This window comes from Empedobacter tilapiae (assembly GCF_004785645.1).
GTDB classification, from domain to species: domain Bacteria; phylum Bacteroidota; class Bacteroidia; order Flavobacteriales; family Weeksellaceae; genus Empedobacter; species Empedobacter tilapiae.
Genome location: NZ_SRPE01000005.1, coordinates 236,371 through 256,301 on the forward strand (window position 1 = coordinate 236,371; position 19,931 = coordinate 256,301).

Annotated in this window: 21 protein-coding genes; 7 read left to right on the forward strand and 14 right to left on the reverse strand. The window is 30.6% G+C overall.

Going from position 1 to position 19,931, the window contains the following annotated elements:
* Positions 1-96: 96 nt before the first annotated feature.
* On the forward strand, positions 97-1,002 hold the full coding sequence (locus E4J94_RS08630) for a DMT family transporter (RefSeq protein WP_135835413.1): 906 nt from the start codon (positions 97-99) through the stop codon (positions 1,000-1,002).
* 41 nt (positions 1,003-1,043) lie between these two features.
* On the opposite strand, the gene E4J94_RS08635 is transcribed toward E4J94_RS08630, so the two are convergent.
* The 3 genes from E4J94_RS08635 to E4J94_RS08645 form a co-directional block, all read right to left on the reverse strand.
* Positions 1,044-3,050 (reverse strand): flavohemoglobin expression-modulating QEGLA motif protein, encoded by a 2,007-nt coding sequence (locus E4J94_RS08635; RefSeq protein ID WP_135835414.1) that lies wholly within the window; start codon positions 3,048-3,050, stop codon positions 1,044-1,046.
* Positions 3,047-4,027, reverse strand: a complete 981-nt coding sequence (gene gshB, locus E4J94_RS08640; protein WP_135835415.1) for a glutathione synthase — start codon at positions 4,025-4,027, stop codon at positions 3,047-3,049. The genes E4J94_RS08635 and gshB overlap by 4 nt, the downstream gene beginning before the upstream one ends.
* A gap of 184 nt (positions 4,028-4,211) precedes the next feature.
* Positions 4,212-4,727, reverse strand: a complete 516-nt coding sequence (locus E4J94_RS08645; protein ID WP_135835416.1) for a TlpA family protein disulfide reductase — start codon at positions 4,725-4,727, stop codon at positions 4,212-4,214.
* Between the two features lie 112 nt (positions 4,728-4,839).
* On the opposite strand from E4J94_RS08645, the gene pth reads away from it, so the two are divergent.
* From pth to E4J94_RS08660, 3 genes are read left to right on the forward strand one after another with little or no spacing between them, the layout of a single operon-like run.
* Positions 4,840-5,406 (forward strand): aminoacyl-tRNA hydrolase, encoded by a 567-nt coding sequence (pth, locus tag E4J94_RS08650; protein ID WP_135835417.1) that lies wholly within the window; start codon positions 4,840-4,842, stop codon positions 5,404-5,406.
* Positions 5,396-5,809 carry a rhodanese-like domain-containing protein gene (locus E4J94_RS08655; protein WP_246034288.1) on the forward strand — a complete coding sequence of 138 codons (414 nt, stop codon included), beginning with the start codon at positions 5,396-5,398 and terminating at the stop codon, positions 5,807-5,809. The genes pth and E4J94_RS08655 overlap by 11 nt, the downstream gene beginning before the upstream one ends.
* Entirely contained in the window at positions 5,809-6,039 is a 231-nt protein-coding gene (locus E4J94_RS08660) for a DUF3820 family protein (RefSeq protein WP_135835418.1), read from the forward strand. Before E4J94_RS08655 ends, E4J94_RS08660 begins: the two co-directional genes overlap by 1 nt.
* On the opposite strand, the gene E4J94_RS08665 is transcribed toward E4J94_RS08660, so the two are convergent.
* The 7 genes from E4J94_RS08665 to E4J94_RS08695 all read right to left on the reverse strand — a co-directional run bounded on the left by E4J94_RS08665 (position 6,036) and on the right by E4J94_RS08695 (position 9,840).
* Positions 6,036-6,488 (reverse strand): GNAT family N-acetyltransferase, encoded by a 453-nt coding sequence (locus tag E4J94_RS08665; protein ID WP_135835419.1) that lies wholly within the window; start codon positions 6,486-6,488, stop codon positions 6,036-6,038. The genes E4J94_RS08660 and E4J94_RS08665 overlap by 4 nt on opposite strands.
* Before the next feature lie 7 nt (positions 6,489-6,495).
* Positions 6,496-6,939: a GNAT family N-acetyltransferase gene (locus E4J94_RS08670; RefSeq protein WP_135835420.1), complete on the reverse strand. Its 444-nt coding sequence runs from the start codon at positions 6,937-6,939 to the stop codon at positions 6,496-6,498.
* Complete coding sequence (locus tag E4J94_RS08675) at positions 6,936-7,292, reverse strand: hypothetical protein (RefSeq protein WP_135835421.1); 357 nt, start codon at positions 7,290-7,292, stop codon at positions 6,936-6,938. The genes E4J94_RS08670 and E4J94_RS08675 overlap by 4 nt, the downstream gene beginning before the upstream one ends.
* Before the next feature lie 24 nt (positions 7,293-7,316).
* Positions 7,317-7,883: a nicotinate (nicotinamide) nucleotide adenylyltransferase gene (gene nadD / locus E4J94_RS08680; RefSeq protein ID WP_135835422.1), complete on the reverse strand. Its 567-nt coding sequence runs from the start codon at positions 7,881-7,883 to the stop codon at positions 7,317-7,319.
* A 75-nt stretch (positions 7,884-7,958) separates the two neighbouring features.
* Positions 7,959-8,543: a Maf family nucleotide pyrophosphatase gene (locus tag E4J94_RS08685; protein WP_135835423.1), complete on the reverse strand. Its 585-nt coding sequence runs from the start codon at positions 8,541-8,543 to the stop codon at positions 7,959-7,961.
* 11 nt (positions 8,544-8,554) lie between these two features.
* Positions 8,555-9,079 carry a KdsC family phosphatase gene (locus tag E4J94_RS08690; RefSeq protein WP_135835424.1) on the reverse strand — a complete coding sequence of 175 codons (525 nt, stop codon included), beginning with the start codon at positions 9,077-9,079 and terminating at the stop codon, positions 8,555-8,557.
* Positions 9,076-9,840 (reverse strand): Rossmann-like and DUF2520 domain-containing protein, encoded by a 765-nt coding sequence (locus E4J94_RS08695; protein WP_135835425.1) that lies wholly within the window; start codon positions 9,838-9,840, stop codon positions 9,076-9,078. Before E4J94_RS08695 ends, E4J94_RS08690 begins: the two co-directional genes overlap by 4 nt.
* Before the next feature lie 293 nt (positions 9,841-10,133).
* Here E4J94_RS08695 and E4J94_RS08700 point away from each other — a divergent pair, with 293 nt between their 5' ends.
* Positions 10,134-12,536 (forward strand): TonB-dependent receptor, encoded by a 2,403-nt coding sequence (locus E4J94_RS08700; protein ID WP_135835426.1) that lies wholly within the window; start codon positions 10,134-10,136, stop codon positions 12,534-12,536.
* Positions 12,537-12,637: 101 nt separating this feature from the next.
* Here E4J94_RS08700 and E4J94_RS08705 read toward each other — a convergent pair whose 3' ends face one another.
* From E4J94_RS08705 to E4J94_RS08720, 4 genes are all read right to left on the reverse strand, one after another.
* Positions 12,638-13,807 (reverse strand): dicarboxylate/amino acid:cation symporter, encoded by a 1,170-nt coding sequence (locus E4J94_RS08705; protein ID WP_135835427.1) that lies wholly within the window; start codon positions 13,805-13,807, stop codon positions 12,638-12,640.
* Between the two features lie 114 nt (positions 13,808-13,921).
* Positions 13,922-15,769, reverse strand: coding sequence for a LysM peptidoglycan-binding domain-containing protein (locus E4J94_RS08710; protein ID WP_135835428.1), 1,848 nt, complete (start codon positions 15,767-15,769; stop codon positions 13,922-13,924).
* A 42-nt stretch (positions 15,770-15,811) separates the two neighbouring features.
* Positions 15,812-17,410, reverse strand: a complete 1,599-nt coding sequence (gene bshC, locus E4J94_RS08715) for a bacillithiol biosynthesis cysteine-adding enzyme BshC (RefSeq protein WP_135835429.1) — start codon at positions 17,408-17,410, stop codon at positions 15,812-15,814.
* Positions 17,411-18,307, reverse strand: coding sequence for a glycerophosphodiester phosphodiesterase family protein (locus E4J94_RS08720; RefSeq protein WP_135835430.1), 897 nt, complete (start codon positions 18,305-18,307; stop codon positions 17,411-17,413). It lies immediately after the preceding gene.
* Positions 18,308-18,393: 86 nt separating this feature from the next.
* Between E4J94_RS08720 and E4J94_RS08725 the strand changes: the two genes are divergently transcribed.
* Both E4J94_RS08725 and E4J94_RS08730 read left to right on the forward strand, forming a co-directional pair.
* Complete coding sequence (locus E4J94_RS08725) at positions 18,394-18,825, forward strand: hypothetical protein (protein ID WP_135835431.1); 432 nt, start codon at positions 18,394-18,396, stop codon at positions 18,823-18,825.
* A 123-nt stretch (positions 18,826-18,948) separates the two neighbouring features.
* Positions 18,949-19,923: a hypothetical protein gene (locus E4J94_RS08730; protein ID WP_135835432.1), complete on the forward strand. Its 975-nt coding sequence runs from the start codon at positions 18,949-18,951 to the stop codon at positions 19,921-19,923.
* Positions 19,924-19,931: the final 8 nt, after the last annotated feature.

Genomic DNA, 19,931 nt, shown 5'->3' on the forward strand with positions numbered 1-19,931 from the left:
CTCTATTATAATACTTTAAAAGCGACTTGGTTTATCAAGTCGCTTTTTTTATTTTTATAACTCTATTTTGAATTAACACTTTTAACTTTTTTAATCTTGAAAGACATCAAATTATTGATTGCCGTAAGCATCGTTGCTATTGTTTGGGGAACAACTTTCCTCGGAATTCGTGTAGCTGTAGAAACCATTCCTGGTTGGTTTGTAGCTGGAATTCGTCAATTTTTAGCAGGAATTATTATGCTAATTATTTTACTTTCGAAAAAGGAATTAAAATGGATTGGCTGGAAAAACCTTTCTTATCAACTTATCTTCGCTTCATTAATGTTGATAATGGCAAATGGATTAACTACTGTTGCAGAAGAAAGTTTATCAAGTAGTTTAGCTGCATTGATAAGTGCTACATCTCCAATTTTAGTTTTTTTAGGAAGTATATTTATTGGTCTTCAAAAATTTAGTTTCAGAGGATTAATTGGTGTTTTGATGTGCTTTTGTGGAGTTTTATTTATTTTTTGGGATGGATTACAAGAATTAGCAAATCCAGAATTTAGAACAGGAATTATTCTTCTTTTTTGTGCAATTACAGGTTGGGCTTCTGGAACAATTTTTACTAAAAAAATGAATATTCAATCCAAAAATATTTCCTTGAATTTATTTTATCAATTTATTTTTGCTGGAATTGTTCAAATTATTTTTGCTTTCATCTTTAGTGAAAATTATAACTTCGGAAATTGGAGTACAAAAAGTATTTCTGCTATGCTTTACTTAGCAATTTTTGGCTCAGTTATTACCTTTTTCTCATTTCATTATGCGTTAACTAAAATCTCTCCAATACAAGTTTCTATTCTTTCTTATTTCAATACAATTATCGCAATTATTTTGGGTTGGTTAGTTCTTGACGAACAGATTTCATCAAAGTTTATTGTCGCTACTATTCTAATTATTCTTGGTGTTTTTATTATTAACTATAAGCCCGAAATGTTGAGAAAAATCGTTAAAAACTAATTAAAATAAAAAAGCGAGATCAAATTGATCTCGCTTTTTTATTAGTCTTTTATTCCGTTAAAAATATATTGTAAAATCGGATTTATTTCTGGATTTTCAAGATGTTTTTTGAAAATTTTAGTATAATATTTTGGTTTATTAATCATTTTACGTTCTACTAATTCATCAATCGTATCAATGTATTCAACCGAAGTTTTTCCAATTAGTAAATTATCTAAAGAACGTCCTTGATCAACATAATTCAAAATCGTTTTCAAACCTTTCAAGTAAAGCGCATCTTTTGTAAATCCACCACCACGATAAACACGAGTTGTTAGATAAAAAGCATCTTCAGGTTGCATTTTGTATTCTTCCATCAAAACCATAAACGTTTCATTGAACGATTTTCCGCTTGTTAACATATGAACTGCCATTACGCGTAAACCTAGTTCCCTTAATCGGTTATGATTAATAGAATCAGAATAATATTCACTTAAAATTGCTAAACCTTCTTGCGTCAATGTATTTACAGGTAAACCAATACTAAAGATCTTTAATGGTTGATCCAAAGCATTCATGGTTGTCACCATATGAACTCCAATTTCGTGCTCGATTAAACCATTTGTAAAACGTTTGTCAAACTTAACGCCACGCTTAATCACAACTTTTCTCTTGCTATTAATAACAAGTGCTTTTGATGCAATATCATCCGAAACTTCTATATCAAATTTAAAACCGTAATCATTTGTAGCATTTCTAAAAAGATTAACGACTTCTTCCTCTGTGTAATTTCCTTGTTTATCCATTCTAAACTCAGGACAATAAAGGATAAAGTTTGCATTCTCAATATCTTTTTTAGATGGTTCTCCAAAATAACGCAACGAATTGTACAAAAATTTATCTGTACCAAGATTCGCCAACAAGTCTACCTTGTCAAAATAAGCGTTAATCGTGTTAACATACATATTTTGAATACTGATATCATTGATCTTTTCAACCTTAATATTCGATAATTTTCGTTTAAATTCAAATGGATCAATGTTAAGAGGATTGTACTTAAATTGTGGTTCGTATGTATATTTTGAAGCTAAGAATTTCTTTTTTTCAAATTCTAAATTAATCGGATTGATAACACTTAACAGCTCAAAATTCTGAACCAATTGATACAATTGTTTATCAATTTTGACCAAATCAGATTCTAATTCATTGTGCAAAATATTCACTTGCTTAGAACCTACTTTGTATGTCGTTTCCGTTTTTACAAACTCGTAAGCGTGGTTAAGAATCGCCGATTTGAAACCTTCTTTAATCTGGTTAATAATCTCTGGAAAAGATTCTCCCGTTAATTCATCGCAATAAATCTTTGAAACTTCTGTCGCTAAAACTAAAGTATTTTTGAATCGATTTGTGACAAATTCTAACAAATATCCACGTCCATAAAATACATCGTTAATCGCTGAATAATTGTGAATATTTTCTAACTCAATATTCGCCAATTCATCGCGCCAACTTTCTACATAATTTCCGTAACGTTCGTTATCAACTCGTTCCGCACCAATATTGAACACAGGAACTGGACGGTCCCAACGTTTCCAATTGTACGAATGAATATCATAAACCAAACATGACTTGAATTTAGTTTCAAGTTTATTAATTAAAGCCTCTAAAACTTCATAAAAAGCATGATGTTTCGCAATACTTTTTTGTTTTTGAGAAACTGATAAAGGCTCTTTCCAAACTTGTTTTCCCCAAGCTTCTTCATATACAGCAGTTTCTGGACCACGATTTAAATCATATTCAAATCGTGAATCACATCCTTTAATTACGATAGGAAACGTTTCGACAAACTCAGCAGTATGTGGATCTTCTTCATACCAACGCTCGTAATTACTCAATAAACATTTTTCGCGAATATCGTCACGCATTTGTCCACCATCGTGAATAGCCGCACAAACGTATGGAATGTATTCATCAATTTTTATTTTGAATGATTCGTCTTCTGCATAAGCTTCAAATACAATTTCGTTCTCAATATTATCTAAAATTTGCTGTATACTTAGGGATTTCATGCTTTAAATTCTTTATATTTATCCAATAACATCGACACGATTTGTTTCTGAATATCGTTGTTATTGTTTACATTATTGTGAGGAACAATTCCTCCAGGACTTACGACATTTAGCTCAACCATTTTCCCGTTAATCAAATCGATTCCGCAAAAATAAATTCCATCTTCATTTAGTTGTTTTCCTATTTTACGGCACAATTCTAACTCATGTTCACTCATGTCATGTCTAATCGCAGAACCTCCAGCCGAAATATTAGAACGGTGATCGCCTTCTGCAGGAACACGCATGATTGCACCAATTGGTTCTCCATTAATCACAATGGCGCGAACATCACCTTTTTCTGCACCTTCTATATAATTTTGACAAATAATAGGCTGAGAATTTCCAGTATGATTGATATAAAAATCGCAAATCGAGCTTAAGTTACCAATATTTTTTCGTTCGAAAAGTATAACACCTTTACCACCCATTCCGTCTAGTGGTTTGATGATAAATTTCTCGAAATTATTTTCCTCTACAAACGATTTTATCAAATCGATGTCTTTTGTAATAAGAGTTTGAGGAACAATTGTTTCTTGTCCATCATCAAAAGAAGCAGCGTATATTTTGTTATTTGCTTTACGTAATCCCGAAATTTTATTCACGAAGAAAACTTTATCTTCGATTAATTCTAACATGTTTAACAAAAGAGGATCAATTGGAGGATCAGCTCTCATAAAAATCATATCAAATTCAGCCAAATCTTTTATACTACTTTCAAATTTCATCGTGTGGTAAAACTCAACACAATCATTTGTTTCTGTAGTAATCATCTTTTTGCAATTACCTACAACTTTCCCTTTGGCTATAGAGATATCTTTTTTTGTTAAATAGGATACTTCAAAACCACGGTCTACGCATTCTTTGATAATTCGCATTGTGGTATCTTTACCTGGTTCAACCTTGTCCCAAGGATACATTACGAAGCATATTTTCATATAAATAAAAAGGGTATTAAAATCAATGCAATAATAACTAAAAGTTTGATACAAAAAATGATCTATAAAAAATTATAGAATATTTATTTTTATTCTATGAAATATATTGATTTCTAATGATTAATAAAAGAAAATGGTGATTGATTTTTCAATTTCAATCACCATTTGGTTGGTAAACTATAAACTATTTATTTCTTAAACGATCAATTGTTTCTTGAACTTTAGGATCATCAGCTTTTACGCTGTAGTAATCTGCAATTTTTCCATTCTGATCAAGAACCAAATATCTCGGTATCCAATTTAAATCAATCCCTGTGCCAAAATTGCCTTTCCAGTTGTTTCCTAAGTAAAAGTGTTGACCCTCAATTTGATATTTTTCAATACCATTTTTCCAAGCTTCCTCATTCTTGTCCATTGAAAGGTAAACAAAGGTTACATCAGGATTTTTTTCGTGCAAAGATTTCAAAGCTGGCATGTTTTTGATACAATCACCACACCAAGTTGCCCATAAATCTAATAGAACAATTTTTCCTTTATAATTCGAAAAAACTTTTTCTATGGTTGCCGAATTTCCATCAAAATCAACTACACTATCTTGCAAAGCAGCAGCTGGAAATTCAGTTTTCATCACCGACGGAATTTTTTGCGAAAATGCATTCATTCCAATAAATAATATAAAAACGCTAATTATTTTTTTCATGATAAATTTTTATCGATTTCTTTAATTTTCAAAATCTATACCAATTTAGTAGATTTTAAGACGAAGGTAAATATTTATTTCTAATCATTGCAAAAAGATGTAATTTTGTTTCATGCAAAAATATCTGATTATTGGGCTTGGTAATATTGGTGCTCAATACGAAAATACTCGTCATAATATTGGCTTCAAGGTTGTTGAAGAAGTTGCTAAAAAAGTTGATGCTAAATTTTCGCCATCAAATTTTGGTGAAGTAGCACAGTTTAAATATAAAGCGCGTCCAGTTACGTTATTAAAACCAAATACATACATGAATTTGAGTGGAGATGCGGTTCGTTTTTGGATGAAAAAAGAAAATATTTCGTTAGAAAATATTTTTGTCATTACTGATGATTTGAACTTGCCTTTCGGAACAATTCGTATGCGTGGAAAAGGTAGTGACGGTGGACACAATGGTTTGAAGGATATTCAGAATAAAGTTGGCGGACAAAATTATGCGCGATTACGCTTTGGTGTAGGAAACGAATTTTCGGAAGGAAAACAAGTGGATTACGTATTAGGCGATTGGTCGGCAGAAGAAAATGAAAAAATGAATGAACGACTAAGCTTAGCTGCTGATGCTGCTTTATCGTTTATTTTTCAAGGATTAGGGAATACAATGAATCAATATAATGGTAAATAAAATTTTAGGAGTCGCAATGATTGCAGGAACACTTTTTTTAGGTTCTTGTGCAAGCAATTCATCAAACTCAGAAGGTAATGCCGCTAAAATAGAAGAAGTAACTTCGACATTAGACAATGTAAATGAAATTAATTTCAAGAACAAAAAGAATGTTTTGTTAGACGTTCGTACTCCTGAAGAATTTGCTGAAGGTCATGTTCCTGGAGCGGTTAACATTGATGTAAAAAATCCAAATTTCGAAGAAGAGATTCAGAAATTAGATACAAAAAAGAATTATTTCATTTATTGCAAATCTGGTGTTAGAGCAAAATTAGCAACAGAAAAAATGCAAGAAAAAGGTTTCAAAAAAGCGAAGAATTTCAAAGATGGAATGTCAACGTACAAAGGAACTGTAACAAAATAATGGAAGGATTTCGTCTCGAAATATTAAAAGAAATTGTCACAACAAAAATGCCTTTCGGTAAATACGAAGGGCGATTGTTGTGCGATTTGCCTGTTTCTTATTTGGAATGGTTTGTTGGTAAAGGTGGTTTTCCGAAAGGAAAATTAGGTGTTTCATTATCAACTGTTTACGAAATTAAATTAAATGGTTTAGAAGATATTATCTACGAATTGAAACGTCAATTTGGTTAAACTTCTATTTGATAGATTCTCGATTCTTCTTCCCACGGATGATAACCTTGTCCAATATATTCAAAACCTAACTTTTCGTAATATCCTACATGATCTGTGCAAAGATTTAAATACTTGAATTCAAAATTTTTGGTATCTTCTTTAGCTTTATTAATTAAAAGAGAAGCGTAATTATTCCCCCTTTCTTCTTCATTAATATAAACTGCGCAAATCCATGGATAAAGATCCATTCTACTGATAAAATCGTTTGTAATTAATCCTGCACATCCAATAATTTCATTTTCTTTTAACAATAAATACCACTGCGGCAAAGGATTCTCAGCATGAACAGCATGTGTGATACAATCTTCGTAAATAATCGGAGAAACTTCACTCCAACTTTCTTGTAAAAAAGCAATTGCTTGCTTTAAATAACCTTTTTCCTCTCTTACTGAAATAACTTTTAGCATAATTCTTTTATTTAGTTTCCCATTCATAAAAATTTGCATCATCACGCAATTGAAACCCTGCACTTGGATATAACGAATTTCCTATATCATTTGTTACACTAGTTTCTAACAACATCGCGCAAGCATCTGTTTTGCGACATAAATTTTTTGCTTCTTCAATCAATTCTCTTGAAAAACCTTGTCCGCGAAATTCCGGAGAAACAAATAAATCATTCAAAATCCAGAAACGTTTCATTCGAGTAGATGAAAATGAAGGAAATAATTGTACGAAACCAACTGCTTTTTCGTCTTTATTATAGGCTAAAAAGATAACCGATTCATCATTTACAATTCTGGCTTCTAGAAATTCTTCCGCTGCTTTTACATCAGATTTTTTATCATAAAATTGACGATACGCATCAAATAAAGGAACCAATTCTTCTAAATTATTTATAGTAGCTTGTTTTGTCATGATTCTGTGATTAAATATTCTTTTTTATTGTATTTATCTACAAAATATAATTGATTATTTCTGCATCTCATTTCCCCAAAAACAGATTTTATATTTTCTAATACAATTTTATATTCAAGTGTAAATATATTTATTGAAATAAGATTTATATCTGGATTTTTAGTAGAATTCCATTGTTGTAAATATATCGTTGAATTGTGTTTATAAAACCAATCTCCAAAGATTTTATTATTCAATTCTTTAATTACTGGATTAGAATTAAGCGAGAAAAAAGTTGGACCAAACCGAATTTCTCCAGCAAATTGTTTTTGAATTTTTAATGATTCATATTCTATGAAATTTTCCCAATACATAATTTACAAATTCTCAAATTAAATTCATCCATACAAATTACTTCCATCCAAATATTCCCAAACTTTTGGAGGTAACATAGGTTTTATATTTTTTCCATCTTTTATTGCATTTCTGATAAATGTAGAAGAAATTTCCATCAAAGGCGCTTCCACCATTTCGACATTATCCAAATTTTCTTCTTGCGAATAACCAGGACGCGGATAAACATACAATTGATAATCGCGCATTAAAATCTCTGCGTTTTTCCATTTCGAAATTCCATCTAAATTATCAGAACCCATAATCAACGCAAAGTCATGCTCAGGAAATTTTTCGTTTAGATGAATTAATGTATCAATTGTATACGACGGTTTCGGTAACGTAAACTCGATATTAGATGCACGAAGATTAGGATAATCTTTAATTGCTAATTCTACCATTTCTAATCGATCATATTCATTTGCCAAAGAACTTTTTTTCTTCAACGGGTTTTGAGGTGAAACCACAAACCAAACCTGATCCAAATCGGTGAATTGTTGAAAATGATTGGCAATAATTAAATGTCCGACATGAATAGGATTGAATGATCCAAAATATAAACCGACTTTCATAAAATTGATTTTTTAGAAAAACAAAAATACGATAATTGTAGAATAAAAAAATCCAGCCGAAGCTGGATTGTATCTTTAGAACTTCACTAATTCTTTATATAGCTTATGTGTAGGAAGTCCCATTACATTGAAATAACTTCCATTCATATTGTCCACACCAATGTAACCAATCCATTCCTGAACGCCATAAGCACCCGCTTTATCGAAAGGTTTATAATTATCGATATAGAAATAAATTTCATCGTCTGTTAAATCTGCGAAAGTAACCTGCGTTTCGTCCGAAAAAGTAACTTCTTTCTCTAAAGAACGAATCGTAACTGATGTATAAACAGAATGTCTTTTTCCGCTTAATTTTTTAATCATTTCGTACGCTTCTTCTCTATTCGAAGCTTTTTCTAACGATTCATCATCAACCCAAACAGTTGTGTCCGATGTAATAATCAAATCATTTGATTGAATATCCGTATAAGCTTTTGCTTTTTTAGCAGATAGGTATTCAGTGATTTGTTCTTTTTTGAATTCGTTGCGATCAAATGTTTCGTCAATATTCAATGAAATTGTCGAAAATTGCAATCCTAATCCAGCTAAAAGTTCTTTTCTTCTTGGCGATTGTGATGCCAAAATGATATTGGTATCTTTTAATTTTTCTGTTAATAACATTTCAAATTCTTTTATACAGAAGCTACTTCTTCTGCATTATACCATTTGTTTTGAACTTTCAAAATTTGTTCTAATAAATCGCGAACACAACCTTTTCCTCCGTTTTCTGGTGAAATATATTCCGAAGCTTTGCGAACATCCATACACGCATCGTTTGGACAAGCAGATAATCCTACTAAATTCATCACGGCTAAATCTGGATAATCATCACCCATATAAGCAATTTCATCAGGATCTAATCCATAAGAAAAAAGTAAATCTTCGAAAGCTTCTACTTTATCACGTTTGTTTACATAAATATCTGTTAAGCCTAAATATTTTAAACGATTAACGACAGCTTCATCCCTTCCGCCTGTAATAACGACGATTCGTATTCCTTGTTTGATGGCTAATTGCATTGCATAACCATCACGCGTATTCATTGTTCTAACCATTTCGCCAGTTGGTAATAAAATTAAATTTCCATCTGTCAAAACTCCATCTACATCTAAAATAACGGTTTTAATGTTATTTAGTTTTTCTTTATAACTTATCATTTTTCGTAAACTCGTTTGATTGAATCTGTCAATATTTGGTAAATCTGTAATAATCTCGAATCATCTTGTAAGGCTTCTAAATGACGATCAATAATGACTTGATCTCCACGTTTTGCAGGACCAGTTTGTGCATCTTTTGGATTCATTTCGATCACTTTATTCGCTGTTTCCTGAATAAGAGGCAACAAAACATCAAACGGAACATTATTTTCCTCACAAACATTTCCAGCGATATAATATAAATGATTGACAAAATTATTTGCCCAAACACCTGTCATATGCACTTGCATTCTACTTGCAAAATTAAGCTCGTGAACTTCATTTGAAATACGATTTCCTAATTCATTTAATTTCTTCAAATCTTCAGGATTTTCGGCTTCGATAAAAAACGGAATATTATCATATCGCATCGTTCTTTCTTTGGAAAAAGTTTGCAACGGATAAAAAACGCCTTTTCGATAATCGCCTTTAAGAACAGACATTGGAGACGAACCAGAAGTATGGACAACCAAAACATCATCGTACGGAATATAATGTGAAAATTCTTCGATACCAGAATCGGCACTCGCAATAATATAAATATCTGCTTTTTCTATTTCAGAAATTTTATCTGTGTACGAAATTCTATTTGCTTCTCCGATTTCTCTAGCGTGTTCTAATGTTCTATTGAATATTTGTCGAACATTGCAAGTGTTTTCGATTAATGCACGAGTTAAGTGAAATGCAACATTCCCTGCACCTAATATGACAATTGAACTCAATGTTTTAGCAATTTTTTGATTAATATTAATTGAATTATAAAAGTAAGTTTTTCAGTCGAGGAAAAAAATTTAAAAAAAAATTAAAAATTCTTGTAACATTTTTGAAACTGTTGCGTCTTATTAGTAAAATCATTCAACAATTAGGTTTACGTATTATGTAAAACATAGTACTTTATGAAAAAAGTTTAAATATTTGTAACAAAACATTTTTTATAACGTCTAATAAGGAAAAAAATAAGGACAACTCTTATTATGTATTATGTAAAACATAGTACTATTAAAAAATATAAACTATGAGATTAAACAAATTTACTTTAGCTATTCTTTTCTCCGTTTGCTCTATTTACGGATTCTCACAAGAACAACATCCTGTGAAAGGAAAAATTGAAAATGTAAAAAATGAAGCAGTAGGTATGGCTGCGATTCAGATTTATAAAGCAGATTCAAAAGAATTATTCGATGAAGTGTATGCGAACGCAGACGGAACATTCGAGATTCCAGATTTAGAAGACGGAAGTTATCGTTTGGTGATTACAGAATTTGGTTATCAACAATCTGTAACAACTGCAGAAGTAAAAGGAGGTGAGTTAAATTTAGGTAACATCATTTTACAAGCAGAAAAAGCCGAAACAGTTGAACTGAAAGGAGCATTTGTTCGTGCGCAAACTTCACAATATCGTAATGAAATAGATAAACGTGTTGTAGAAGTGGGGAACGATTTAGTTTCTTCTGGTACAGATGCTGCATCGGTTCTGAATAATATTCCTTCAGTTAATGTTGATCAACAATCAGGTGCTTTATCGTTGAGAGGAAATGAAAATGTAAAAGTTTATGTAGATGGTAAGCCGTCGTCTCAATCTGCAGCTCAATTACTGAAACAAATTCCTTCTAATCAAATTCAACGTATAGAAATTATCACAAATCCGTCTGCTAAATATGAAGCTGATGGAAAATCTGGAATCATTAATATCGTATTGGTAAAAGGGCAGAAAAAAGGGTATAATGTTGGTTTGATTGCTGGATACGAGCAAGGTAAAAAATCACGTTTCAATTCATCTGTTAATGCAAACGTAAATGTAGGAAAGTTCAATTTATTTGGTAATGTAAATTATGCAGATCGTCCATCTAAACAAAATGGTATTGGTCAGAATTATTCTGATAATATAGATCAGTTGTTTGATATTCAGAATAATAAAAATAGAAATTTATCTTATAAAGCAGGTTTTGACTGGTTTATTAATGATCAAAATGCATTGACAGTTTATACAAATCAATGGAATGGAGATCATAATGCGTTAATTAATACAAATATTTTACAAGGTGTAAAAAATGATTTGAATAGAAATGATATTTGGTCAGATTCAAAAAGTTCGGATTATAGTTTAAACTTCAAACATGATTTCAAAAAAGAAGATCATAATATTATTTTGGATGCATTTTATTCGACAAGTAAAGAAGATGATGATAGAGATTACACAAACACATACCCAAAAAGTAAGTTCTATCAAGAATATCGAAATGATAAAACAACGAATACTCGAATCAATTTAGATTATACGAATCAAATAAAAGATGCTGGAAAATTAGAAGCAGGTTTACAATTCAGAAGAGAAACGAATGATAATATTTTAAGATCTACAGATGTAATTACTGAAAATGCTGTAAACTTTAATCCAAATGTTGATTTTGAATTTGAGCGTAAATTCTTCTCGGGTTACGCGAATTATAAACAAAAATTTAACAAATTCGGAGCTCAAATAGGATTGAGATTAGAACGTGTAGAGGATGATGGAAATTGGTTATTTGCGCCTAATAACTCTGGAACTTTGAAAAAAGATTATACAGATTTATTTCCATCTGCTTTCTTAACATATGATTTGACAGAAAAGGATCAATTATCATTTAACTATAGTAGAAGAATTGATCGTCCAGGAATGTATCAGTTAACACCTGTACCTCAGTTTACGACAGCTTTAATGTCAAGTAAAGGTAATCCAGAACTTAATCCAGAATACACAAACTCAATTGAATTAGGGTATTTGAAACAATTGAAAAAAGGATCAATTTCAGGAAATTTATTTTACCGTCATGTAACTGATAATATTATTCAGACTTTCAAAAAAGATCCAGAAGTAGAATCAGCTTTTATACAATATAATATGAACTATGATAAAGTGAATAGTTATGGAGTTGAAGCAAGCTGGAACTATAAATTAACTAAATGGATGAGTACTTATCTTGCCGGAGATTTTACTTCATCAGAAATGCAAAGTGTTATAGAGGATGAAAATAATAATCCTGTTGTTAAGAAAATTACAGCGAATACATTGTCATTGAGAATGAATAATACTTATACATTAACAAAACAATTAAGTTTACAACAATTTGGATTCTTCAGAGGTAAAAATAAATTTTTACAAGGAGAAATGTTAGATATGTGGCGTATGGACTTAGGAATAAAATATAGTTTTATGCAAGGAAAAGCATCATTTTCAGCTCGTGTAAATGATATTTTCAATACAATGAAAGCACGTGTTAATATGGATAATCCATACGAAGGTTTTGCAAAATTCAAATGGGAATCAAGAACATTTTATTTAGGATTTAATTACAACTTCGGTGGTAAGGTAAAATCAAGAGCCGAAGCTCAACAGAATAAAACTGAGCAAAATGGTGGTGGAATAGGATTACAATAAATTAAAAACATTCTTCATTTATTTAAATATTCTTAAAACGAAAAAGAGTTCCAATATTTTTTGGAACTCTTTTTTTTAAATGGGATTAATATTTTATTTTTTTATTGAACATCTTTCTTGAATAATTTATTCAATGTTACAGCAATCGCACCGTCTCCAGTGACATTTCCTGCTGTTCCAAAACTATCCATTGCAATATAAAGTGCAATCATCAAAGCTTGATTTTCTGCATTAAATCCTAACATCGATGCAATAATACCAATTGCTGCCATAATAGCTCCACCAGGAACTCCAGGAGCTGCAACCATTGCAATCCCAAGCATCATCATAAATCCTAAAAATTGAACAAAATCAATCTCCATACCTTGAATTAACATCAATGCTAAACAACAACAAACAATTTTTAACATCGAACCAGATAGGTGAATTGTTGCACACAAAGGCACTGCAAAATTGGCAATTTCATCGCGAACTCCAATTTTCTTTACTTGCGCAATTGTTACAGGTATTGTTGCAGCAGAAGATTGTGTTCCTAAAGCTGTAAAATAAGCAGGTAACATCAATTTCAACATAGTAAATGGATTCTTTTTTGAGACAACTCCAGCAATTGTAAACTGAATAACCAATAATAAAACGTGTAGCACGAAAATTACACCGATTATTTTCAAGAATACATTCATAATTGTTACGACTTGTCCTGAATATGACATGTTCAAGAAGATTCCGAAAATAAAAATTGGTAATAATGGAATGATTAAATTTTGAATCAAATACGTAATAATTGATTCGAAATCATCTGCAAATTTTCCAAAATTCGAATCTTTTAATCGTGATAATCCAATTCCGAAAAGAAATGAAAATACCAAAGCGGGCATTACATCAAATAATGGAGGGAATTCTATTGAAAAATAAGGTACGAATTCTTTGGCTTTTTCTGCTAAATTAATTTGTCCAGTTTGATGTTCTAATAATTGTGGAAAAATAGACATACTCGCTGAGTAACCTAATAATCCTGAAAAAATGGTTGATCCGTACGCAATTAAAACGGTTGATAATAATAATTTTCCTGCTGTTTGTCCTAGTCTTCCAATCGATGGAACGATTAATCCAACAATAATCAATGGAATTAAAAAGTTAAGTAGTTCGCTAAAAAAATCATTAAATGTCATAAAAACACGACCAATAGCTTCTGGTATTATTCCGCCGAGTACAATTCCAAGTACAATGGCTAGAATAACTTTTACGAGTAAATTGTCTTTAAGTTTGTGCATTTTCAAATTTAGAAAAAATCCGTTCAATTCAAGGTTATAATTCTAAATCTTGATAAAAAGAAAAAGCGAAGCTTTAATTAAGCCTCGCTTTTTGATATAAATTTTTAGATAAAACTATTTCTTAGGTAAACGTACAATACGACTTGCATCATTTGTATAGGCCTTATTTCCACTTACTTTTTTATATGCAAATTTAGAAGCTAAACGCGTATTTTCAGAACTAATATTATTTGTAACATCTCCTTTATTATTCATTCTATCAACAATATCATAGGTTACATCATATCCTAATTGTTCATAACGCGTAGGAAATTCACAATAAACATCTTTAAAATCTTTAATCACACTTTGCACTTCCGTATCTCTAGTATTGATTAAACGAGCTGTACTAAATACAAAACCGAATTCTCGGAAAGCATCGATATTTTTTGCATTATCTGCATTATAAACATCATAAACCGAAACCGATTTTATTCCAAAAGCTTTAATATTATCTTTGTTAAATGTTTTTAATTTCTCTAAATATTGTTTTCCTAAATTATCATCATCACCAACTAAAACCGTGATAATTGGTGTATAATAATCTTCACCGTTCACTTTGTCGTGTGGTTGAACAATTTTTGCTGCGCTATCTACAATCACAACATTTGCTTTCAACTGTTTTTCTAATTGTTTTTTCGTATAGCTTGCCAACTCTTGATCGTCACGATTTGTTAACAAATAAACTTGTTCTCCAGCAAAGTTTTTCCCAATTTCTTCGATAATTTGATCTGCAATTACTTCATCTTTTGGATTAGAAATCAATAAATCATTGAAAGAATTTAACGAATCATCATTTGCATAAGGCGAAATCACAGCGATACCAGAATTGCTAAAGAAATTCGCAACTTCCGTAACATCAGAAGTATTCAACGGACCAATAACGGCATCCGTTTTACTGAAATCTGTTGTTGATAAAATATCTTGCAAGTTTCCGTTTTTCGTGTCGATCACTTTTACATTTACATTTTTACCTTTTTTAGCCAAACGAGTCAACGCCAATTTAGCTCCAGTAAAAAATTGCATCGCTTGAGAATTTTTCAATTGCGGATTATTTGCAACATCAAAAGGTAGCATAATCGCAACATTAATTTCGTTGTCGTTAGCACGTTTCAACTTTCCTGCAGTTCCATATTTGATGATTTTAGCATTTTTTTGCAATGGAATTTTAAGTGTCATTCCAGCTTTTAAACCGTTGATTAAATCAGGATTTAAGCGCAATAACTCATCTAAATTCGTATTATATTTTTCTAAAATTCCGTAAGCTGAATCTCCATTCTGAACAACATAATTGATTGTGTTTTCTTCAATCACAACAGAGCCAGATTTTTTAGGAATCGTAATTACCATTCCTTCTTTCACACCTGTTTGTAAAGCTGGATTTTCTGCATATAAATCGTCAACGCTTACATTATACTGTTTTGCTAAAGTGTATAAAGTTTCTCCTTTTTTGATTAAATGCATTCCTTTTGGAACAGAAAAAACTTTGTTAGTAACATCCTTAGGAAGCTTAATAACATCCCCTATTTCCAAACCTCTTTCTTTGATTTGAGGGTTTAATGAGTTCAATGTTTCTTCCGAAATTTTATATTTTTTTGTCAAATTGTAAACCGTTTCTTTCGGCTCAATTGTAATATATTGATAATTATCGTCTGAAGTTTTTACGTTTGACGGAGTCGTTTGTGTATTGGTTTCAGTTGGTTTGGTTGTCGTAGTTCCTTTACCTGGAATCACAATCAAATCACCTGGATGAATCCCATTTTTTTCAATTTTAGGATTGGCTTTATACAATTCTTCTTGCGAAACACCATATTGTTTCGAAATTCCGTAAACGGTTTCTTTTGCTTGAACTGTATGCGTTTTTTGTTGAGCATAAAGTGCTGATGCACCAACAAATAACAATAAAGCTAATATTTTTTTCATTTAGATGAATTTTCGTGGTCAAATATACAAATTATGTTTTGTTTAGAGTTCCTCTTTCAATGTATTTATGATGAACTCAAAATCAAAAGGTCGAAGACTATCTTCAATAAAATCAATGAAATACTGAATGTTAATGTAATCAAAATCAGCAAAATTCTTCACACGTTCTTGCAAACCATTTTGTTGAGAAAGATCATTCAGTAATTGCTCGATTCTCTTCAATAAATCCTCATTTTTTTTCACTTCTGCATGCACCAAACGTTGTTTTATTTTCTCAAAACCTTTCAATTGTTTTGTACGTTGCGCTTGTATCATATCCGCAAAAGAAGATTCTGTTAACGAACTCAAATGTTCCAAACGTTCAAAAATGCTTTTTAATTCTTCTTCTAATTCAGGAATTTTTGGAGCAATTTTTGACGATTTTATCGAACGTTTTTTTGTGATTGCTAAACTATTCGAAAATAAATCTTCGTTTGATAAATCTAATTTTTGTTGTTTTTCGTGTTGTTTTTCAGTTCGGATTAATAATGAATTTCTCAAAACTAAAAGTGGAAAATCAACTTCAAATTTATTGAACATTTCTTTCAGTTGTAACCAATAAGCCATTTCGCCACCGCCACCAACATAGGCAACATTTGGTAAAATTGTTTCTTGGTACAAAGGTCTCAAAATCACATTTGGACTAAATTTATCTGGATTTTGATGTAAATCGGCAATAATTTCTTCTTTAGAAAATTTGATTGAAGTGTTATTGACAAAATACGTTCCATTTTGTTCAATAATACGTTCACGAGAATTATTTTGATTGATATAAAACAAGTTTATCTCACGAGGATTTACTTGAATAGAATAACCTAATTGTTCTAATTTCTCATTCTGAGGAATCACTTTTTTGAACGATGTTGACTCAATTAATTCTTCCTCAAAAGTCGGAATCATTAGTTTTTTCAATTCTTTATCATCTCCATCAATCATCAACAATCCAAGATCTTTGAATAATAAATGAACCAATTTTCGTGTTGCATTGGTCAAATTTTCATTCGATAAATAAGAAACTTCAATTAAATTTTGCAATTCAGTTTTCTTTTTTCCATTTGGAAGAAGTGACAAAAAAGAATCAAAAACTTTTTGTAAACCATCTGTTGATAAACGGCCAACTGGTCCGCCAAACTCTTTATCCCAATGAATAATTCGATCTCCAAATTTGAAATGATTAATTTCTTCGAAATCGTGATCTTCTGTAGCCATCCAAAACATCGGAACAAAATTAATTTCACTTTGTTCTTTATTTAGCTCTTTACAAGCTTTGATGACTTGCAAAATTTTATAAAAAAAGAAAATTGGACCTGTAAATAAATTTAATTGATGTCCAGTTGTTATGGTTACGGTATTATTTTCTGATAATTTTTTGAGATTTTTTTGTTGTTTTTTCGATAGTTCCAAATGACCTAACTGTTTCGAAATTTGGTCAACAAGAATTTCTCTATTTTTATAATGTTCAAGCTTATTTTGAGCTTGTTTTATATAGTTTTCTTTGATTGGAAATAGGTTGTAGAAGTCTTTCAAATTCTCGTCTTGATTGATATAATTTAACATCAATTTTGAGAAATAATTTGAATTCTTAAGTGATATTGTTTCCATTTAATTTTTATTAATCGTTTGATGTACATCCATTGCTCTGTCCGTTGCAAAAATGTCGACACCATCTTTTTCTAAATCGCGATAAAGTTGTCCATTTCTCGCCGAAGCACTTTTGTCTAAGTTTCCTAACGTTCCAAAAATGACCAAAATGTCCTTGTCATGAATTTTGTTTAAAAATGATTTGTCATTGCGTCGAGTTCCTGTAAACGCAACCATTTTGTCAGTCGGAATTCCGCTGTTCATCATTTCATTAAATTCACGTTCGTTCCGCATCGAAACAGACAATAACATATTTGGCGCAAGTTGATGTAACTTTTTCGCTTGACCAACTGTATACGTCACCAAAACAACCTGTTTTTGCATGTTTTCTTGTTCTATTGTCTTTACAATATCACGATAATCAACACCTTTTTTGATGTCAACCATAAAATAAATTGGTTTAATTTTTCCCCAATTTAGCGCTTCTGCAAAAGTCGGAATTTTGTATGACGTTTGTTGTCCAAAATCATCTACCAAAAAGTATTCCTTTATGTTTTTTAAGTCAACTTGATTGACATCTTGTCGGCCATTGCTTGTTCGTTGCAACGAATTATCATGCATTAAAATAAGTTGATTATCTTTTGTTTCGGCAATATCAATCTCAAAAATTTGAATTCCTTTTTGATAAAGATGTTCAAAGGTTTCGACACAATTTTCAGGAAAACCATGTATCCCACTTCCTCCACGATGCGCACTGACAAAATTTTTATTTTTGGTCGAATATTTGAAGGATATTTCTTCGGATGAAGTATTTTGATGTATTTCGGATTTATTTTTATTCGGATTACAACTAAAAATAGTTAGTAAACTAAGAATTAAAATTCCGAAATAATATCGTTTAAAATAGTTGAAATTCATATTTTTAAATAAAAAATTAAATTCATTCTAAAATATCGAATGAAGGTGTAAATTTAAACTGAAAATAATCAACAAAATAAATTATTATGGGACTTAGAACTTTTTTGAAAAGAATTTTAGGAAAAACTGAAACTGCGATTGATGTTGCGGGAGATAAATTTGACGATGTTTCGGCAACTGTAAAGAAAACAGGAACATTGATTGCAGATGATGCATCGGATTTTGCACGCAAAACAATTAATAACTTGAAAGAAGCTTCTGGAGAATTGAAAGAGCAATCGAAAGAAGCCACAAAAGATTTTAAAGAAAGATCGAAACAAGATTATAATGATGTAAAAGATATTGCGGAAAAGCAAATGAAAGAAACAAGTGCTTTCGTGAAAGAGAAAGTTTCGGATTTGAAAGATACTTTTAAAAATGAAAAAACAGAATTGGAAGAAAAAGCCGATGATTTGAAAATTGAAGCCGAAAACAAGTTGAATGAAATTTCTGATGACATCAAGAAAGAAAATAATTAAAAATTATCCAGCAAAAATTTCGTGTAATAAATGTTATTTCTGTTAATTTTTAGAATAATTTTTTATTTTTTTCAAAAACGGTTTAGTTTTTGCGAGTAATTTTTTATTTCCGAATTTATTAAAATGACTGAATATAAAGATCTCGAACCCTCTACTGATCCAAAACATAAAAAAGAGTTCGTTAAAAACATTATTATAGCTATTCTTGCTGTTGCTTTACTATTTGCTGTAGGCTATATTGTTTACTCTAAGGAAGCTAATGCAAAAAACTCTATAGAAATGCAAACTGATATTAATGATTTGGAACGTTCTAGAGAAATTTTAAAACAAGAATTACGTATCGTAAGAGCAGATTTTGATGATGCTAAAACTCGTGTTGTAAAAAAAGACTCTTCTTTAAGTTATCAAGATCGATTAATTTTAGAAAAACAAAAAGAAATTCAAGCAATTCTTAATAAAGATGGAATTACTAATAGTGAATTAAATCGTGCAAAACGCTTAATTACTTCTTTACAAGCTGATATTAAAGTTTATAAAGAAGAAATCGTTCGTTTAAAAGACGAAAATAAAAAACTATCGAATAAAAACACAGAATTAACTTCTCAAAATTCTGATTTAACTTCTCAAAAAAGAGTTGTTGAAACTAATTTAAATGAAGAAAAAGAAAGTCATCAAAACTTAATAAAAGAAACTAATTCTACATTGTCTATTTCCAATTATACAATTAAAGGATTGCGTGTAAAATCAAGTGGAAAAGAAGTTGAAACTACAAGAGCTAAGAGAATTGATAAAGTAAGAGTTTCTTTCGATTTGGATAAAAACTTGAATGCGACTTCTGAAATAAAAGAACTTTATGTTACGGTTTATAAACCTGATGGAGAGGTTGGAAAATTTAAAGGAGCTAATTCTGGTGAAACGACTTTACGTTCTGGATCTTCCATTGATTATTCGGATCGTGTGAAAGTAAATTATAATAATATGTCTGGCTCTAGAGTAACTTTTGATTGGATTGATTATGATTTTCCGAAAGGAGAATATAAAATTGATATTTATCAAAATGGATATAAAGTTGGTCAGAATGTAATTACATTAAAATAATCGAAATT

What these genes read in the sequence shown, in the direction of transcription:
- E4J94_RS08660 (WP_135835418.1), top strand. Translation starts at nt 5,809, where the DNA reads ATGGAAGGATTTCGTCTCGAAATATTAAAAGAAATTGTCACAACAAAA.
- pth (WP_135835417.1), top strand. Translation starts at nt 4,840, where the DNA reads ATGCAAAAATATCTGATTATTGGGCTTGGTAATATTGGTGCTCAATAC.
- E4J94_RS08725 (WP_135835431.1), top strand. Translation starts at nt 18,394, where the DNA reads ATGGGACTTAGAACTTTTTTGAAAAGAATTTTAGGAAAAACTGAAACT.
- E4J94_RS08700 (WP_135835426.1), top strand. Translation starts at nt 10,134, where the DNA reads ATGAGATTAAACAAATTTACTTTAGCTATTCTTTTCTCCGTTTGCTCT.
- E4J94_RS08635 (WP_135835414.1), bottom strand. Translation starts at nt 3,050, where the DNA reads ATGAAATCCCTAAGTATACAGCAAATTTTAGATAATATTGAGAACGAA.
- nadD (WP_135835422.1), bottom strand. Translation starts at nt 7,883, where the DNA reads ATGAAAGTCGGTTTATATTTTGGATCATTCAATCCTATTCATGTCGGA.
- E4J94_RS08665 (WP_135835419.1), bottom strand. Translation starts at nt 6,488, where the DNA reads ATGCTAAAAGTTATTTCAGTAAGAGAGGAAAAAGGTTATTTAAAGCAA.
- E4J94_RS08675 (WP_135835421.1), bottom strand. Translation starts at nt 7,292, where the DNA reads ATGTATTGGGAAAATTTCATAGAATATGAATCATTAAAAATTCAAAAA.
- E4J94_RS08710 (WP_135835428.1), bottom strand. Translation starts at nt 15,769, where the DNA reads ATGAAAAAAATATTAGCTTTATTGTTATTTGTTGGTGCATCAGCACTT.
- E4J94_RS08670 (WP_135835420.1), bottom strand. Translation starts at nt 6,939, where the DNA reads ATGACAAAACAAGCTACTATAAATAATTTAGAAGAATTGGTTCCTTTA.
- E4J94_RS08705 (WP_135835427.1), bottom strand. Translation starts at nt 13,807, where the DNA reads ATGCACAAACTTAAAGACAATTTACTCGTAAAAGTTATTCTAGCCATT.
- E4J94_RS08690 (WP_135835424.1), bottom strand. Translation starts at nt 9,079, where the DNA reads ATGATAAGTTATAAAGAAAAACTAAATAACATTAAAACCGTTATTTTA.
- E4J94_RS08730 (WP_135835432.1), top strand. Translation starts at nt 18,949, where the DNA reads ATGACTGAATATAAAGATCTCGAACCCTCTACTGATCCAAAACATAAA.
- E4J94_RS08645 (WP_135835416.1), bottom strand. Translation starts at nt 4,727, where the DNA reads ATGAAAAAAATAATTAGCGTTTTTATATTATTTATTGGAATGAATGCA.
- E4J94_RS08720 (WP_135835430.1), bottom strand. Translation starts at nt 18,307, where the DNA reads ATGAATTTCAACTATTTTAAACGATATTATTTCGGAATTTTAATTCTT.
- E4J94_RS08685 (WP_135835423.1), bottom strand. Translation starts at nt 8,543, where the DNA reads ATGTTATTAACAGAAAAATTAAAAGATACCAATATCATTTTGGCATCA.
- bshC (WP_135835429.1), bottom strand. Translation starts at nt 17,410, where the DNA reads ATGGAAACAATATCACTTAAGAATTCAAATTATTTCTCAAAATTGATG.
- E4J94_RS08655 (WP_246034288.1), top strand. Translation starts at nt 5,396, where the DNA reads ATGGTAAATAAAATTTTAGGAGTCGCAATGATTGCAGGAACACTTTTT.
- gshB (WP_135835415.1), bottom strand. Translation starts at nt 4,027, where the DNA reads ATGAAAATATGCTTCGTAATGTATCCTTGGGACAAGGTTGAACCAGGT.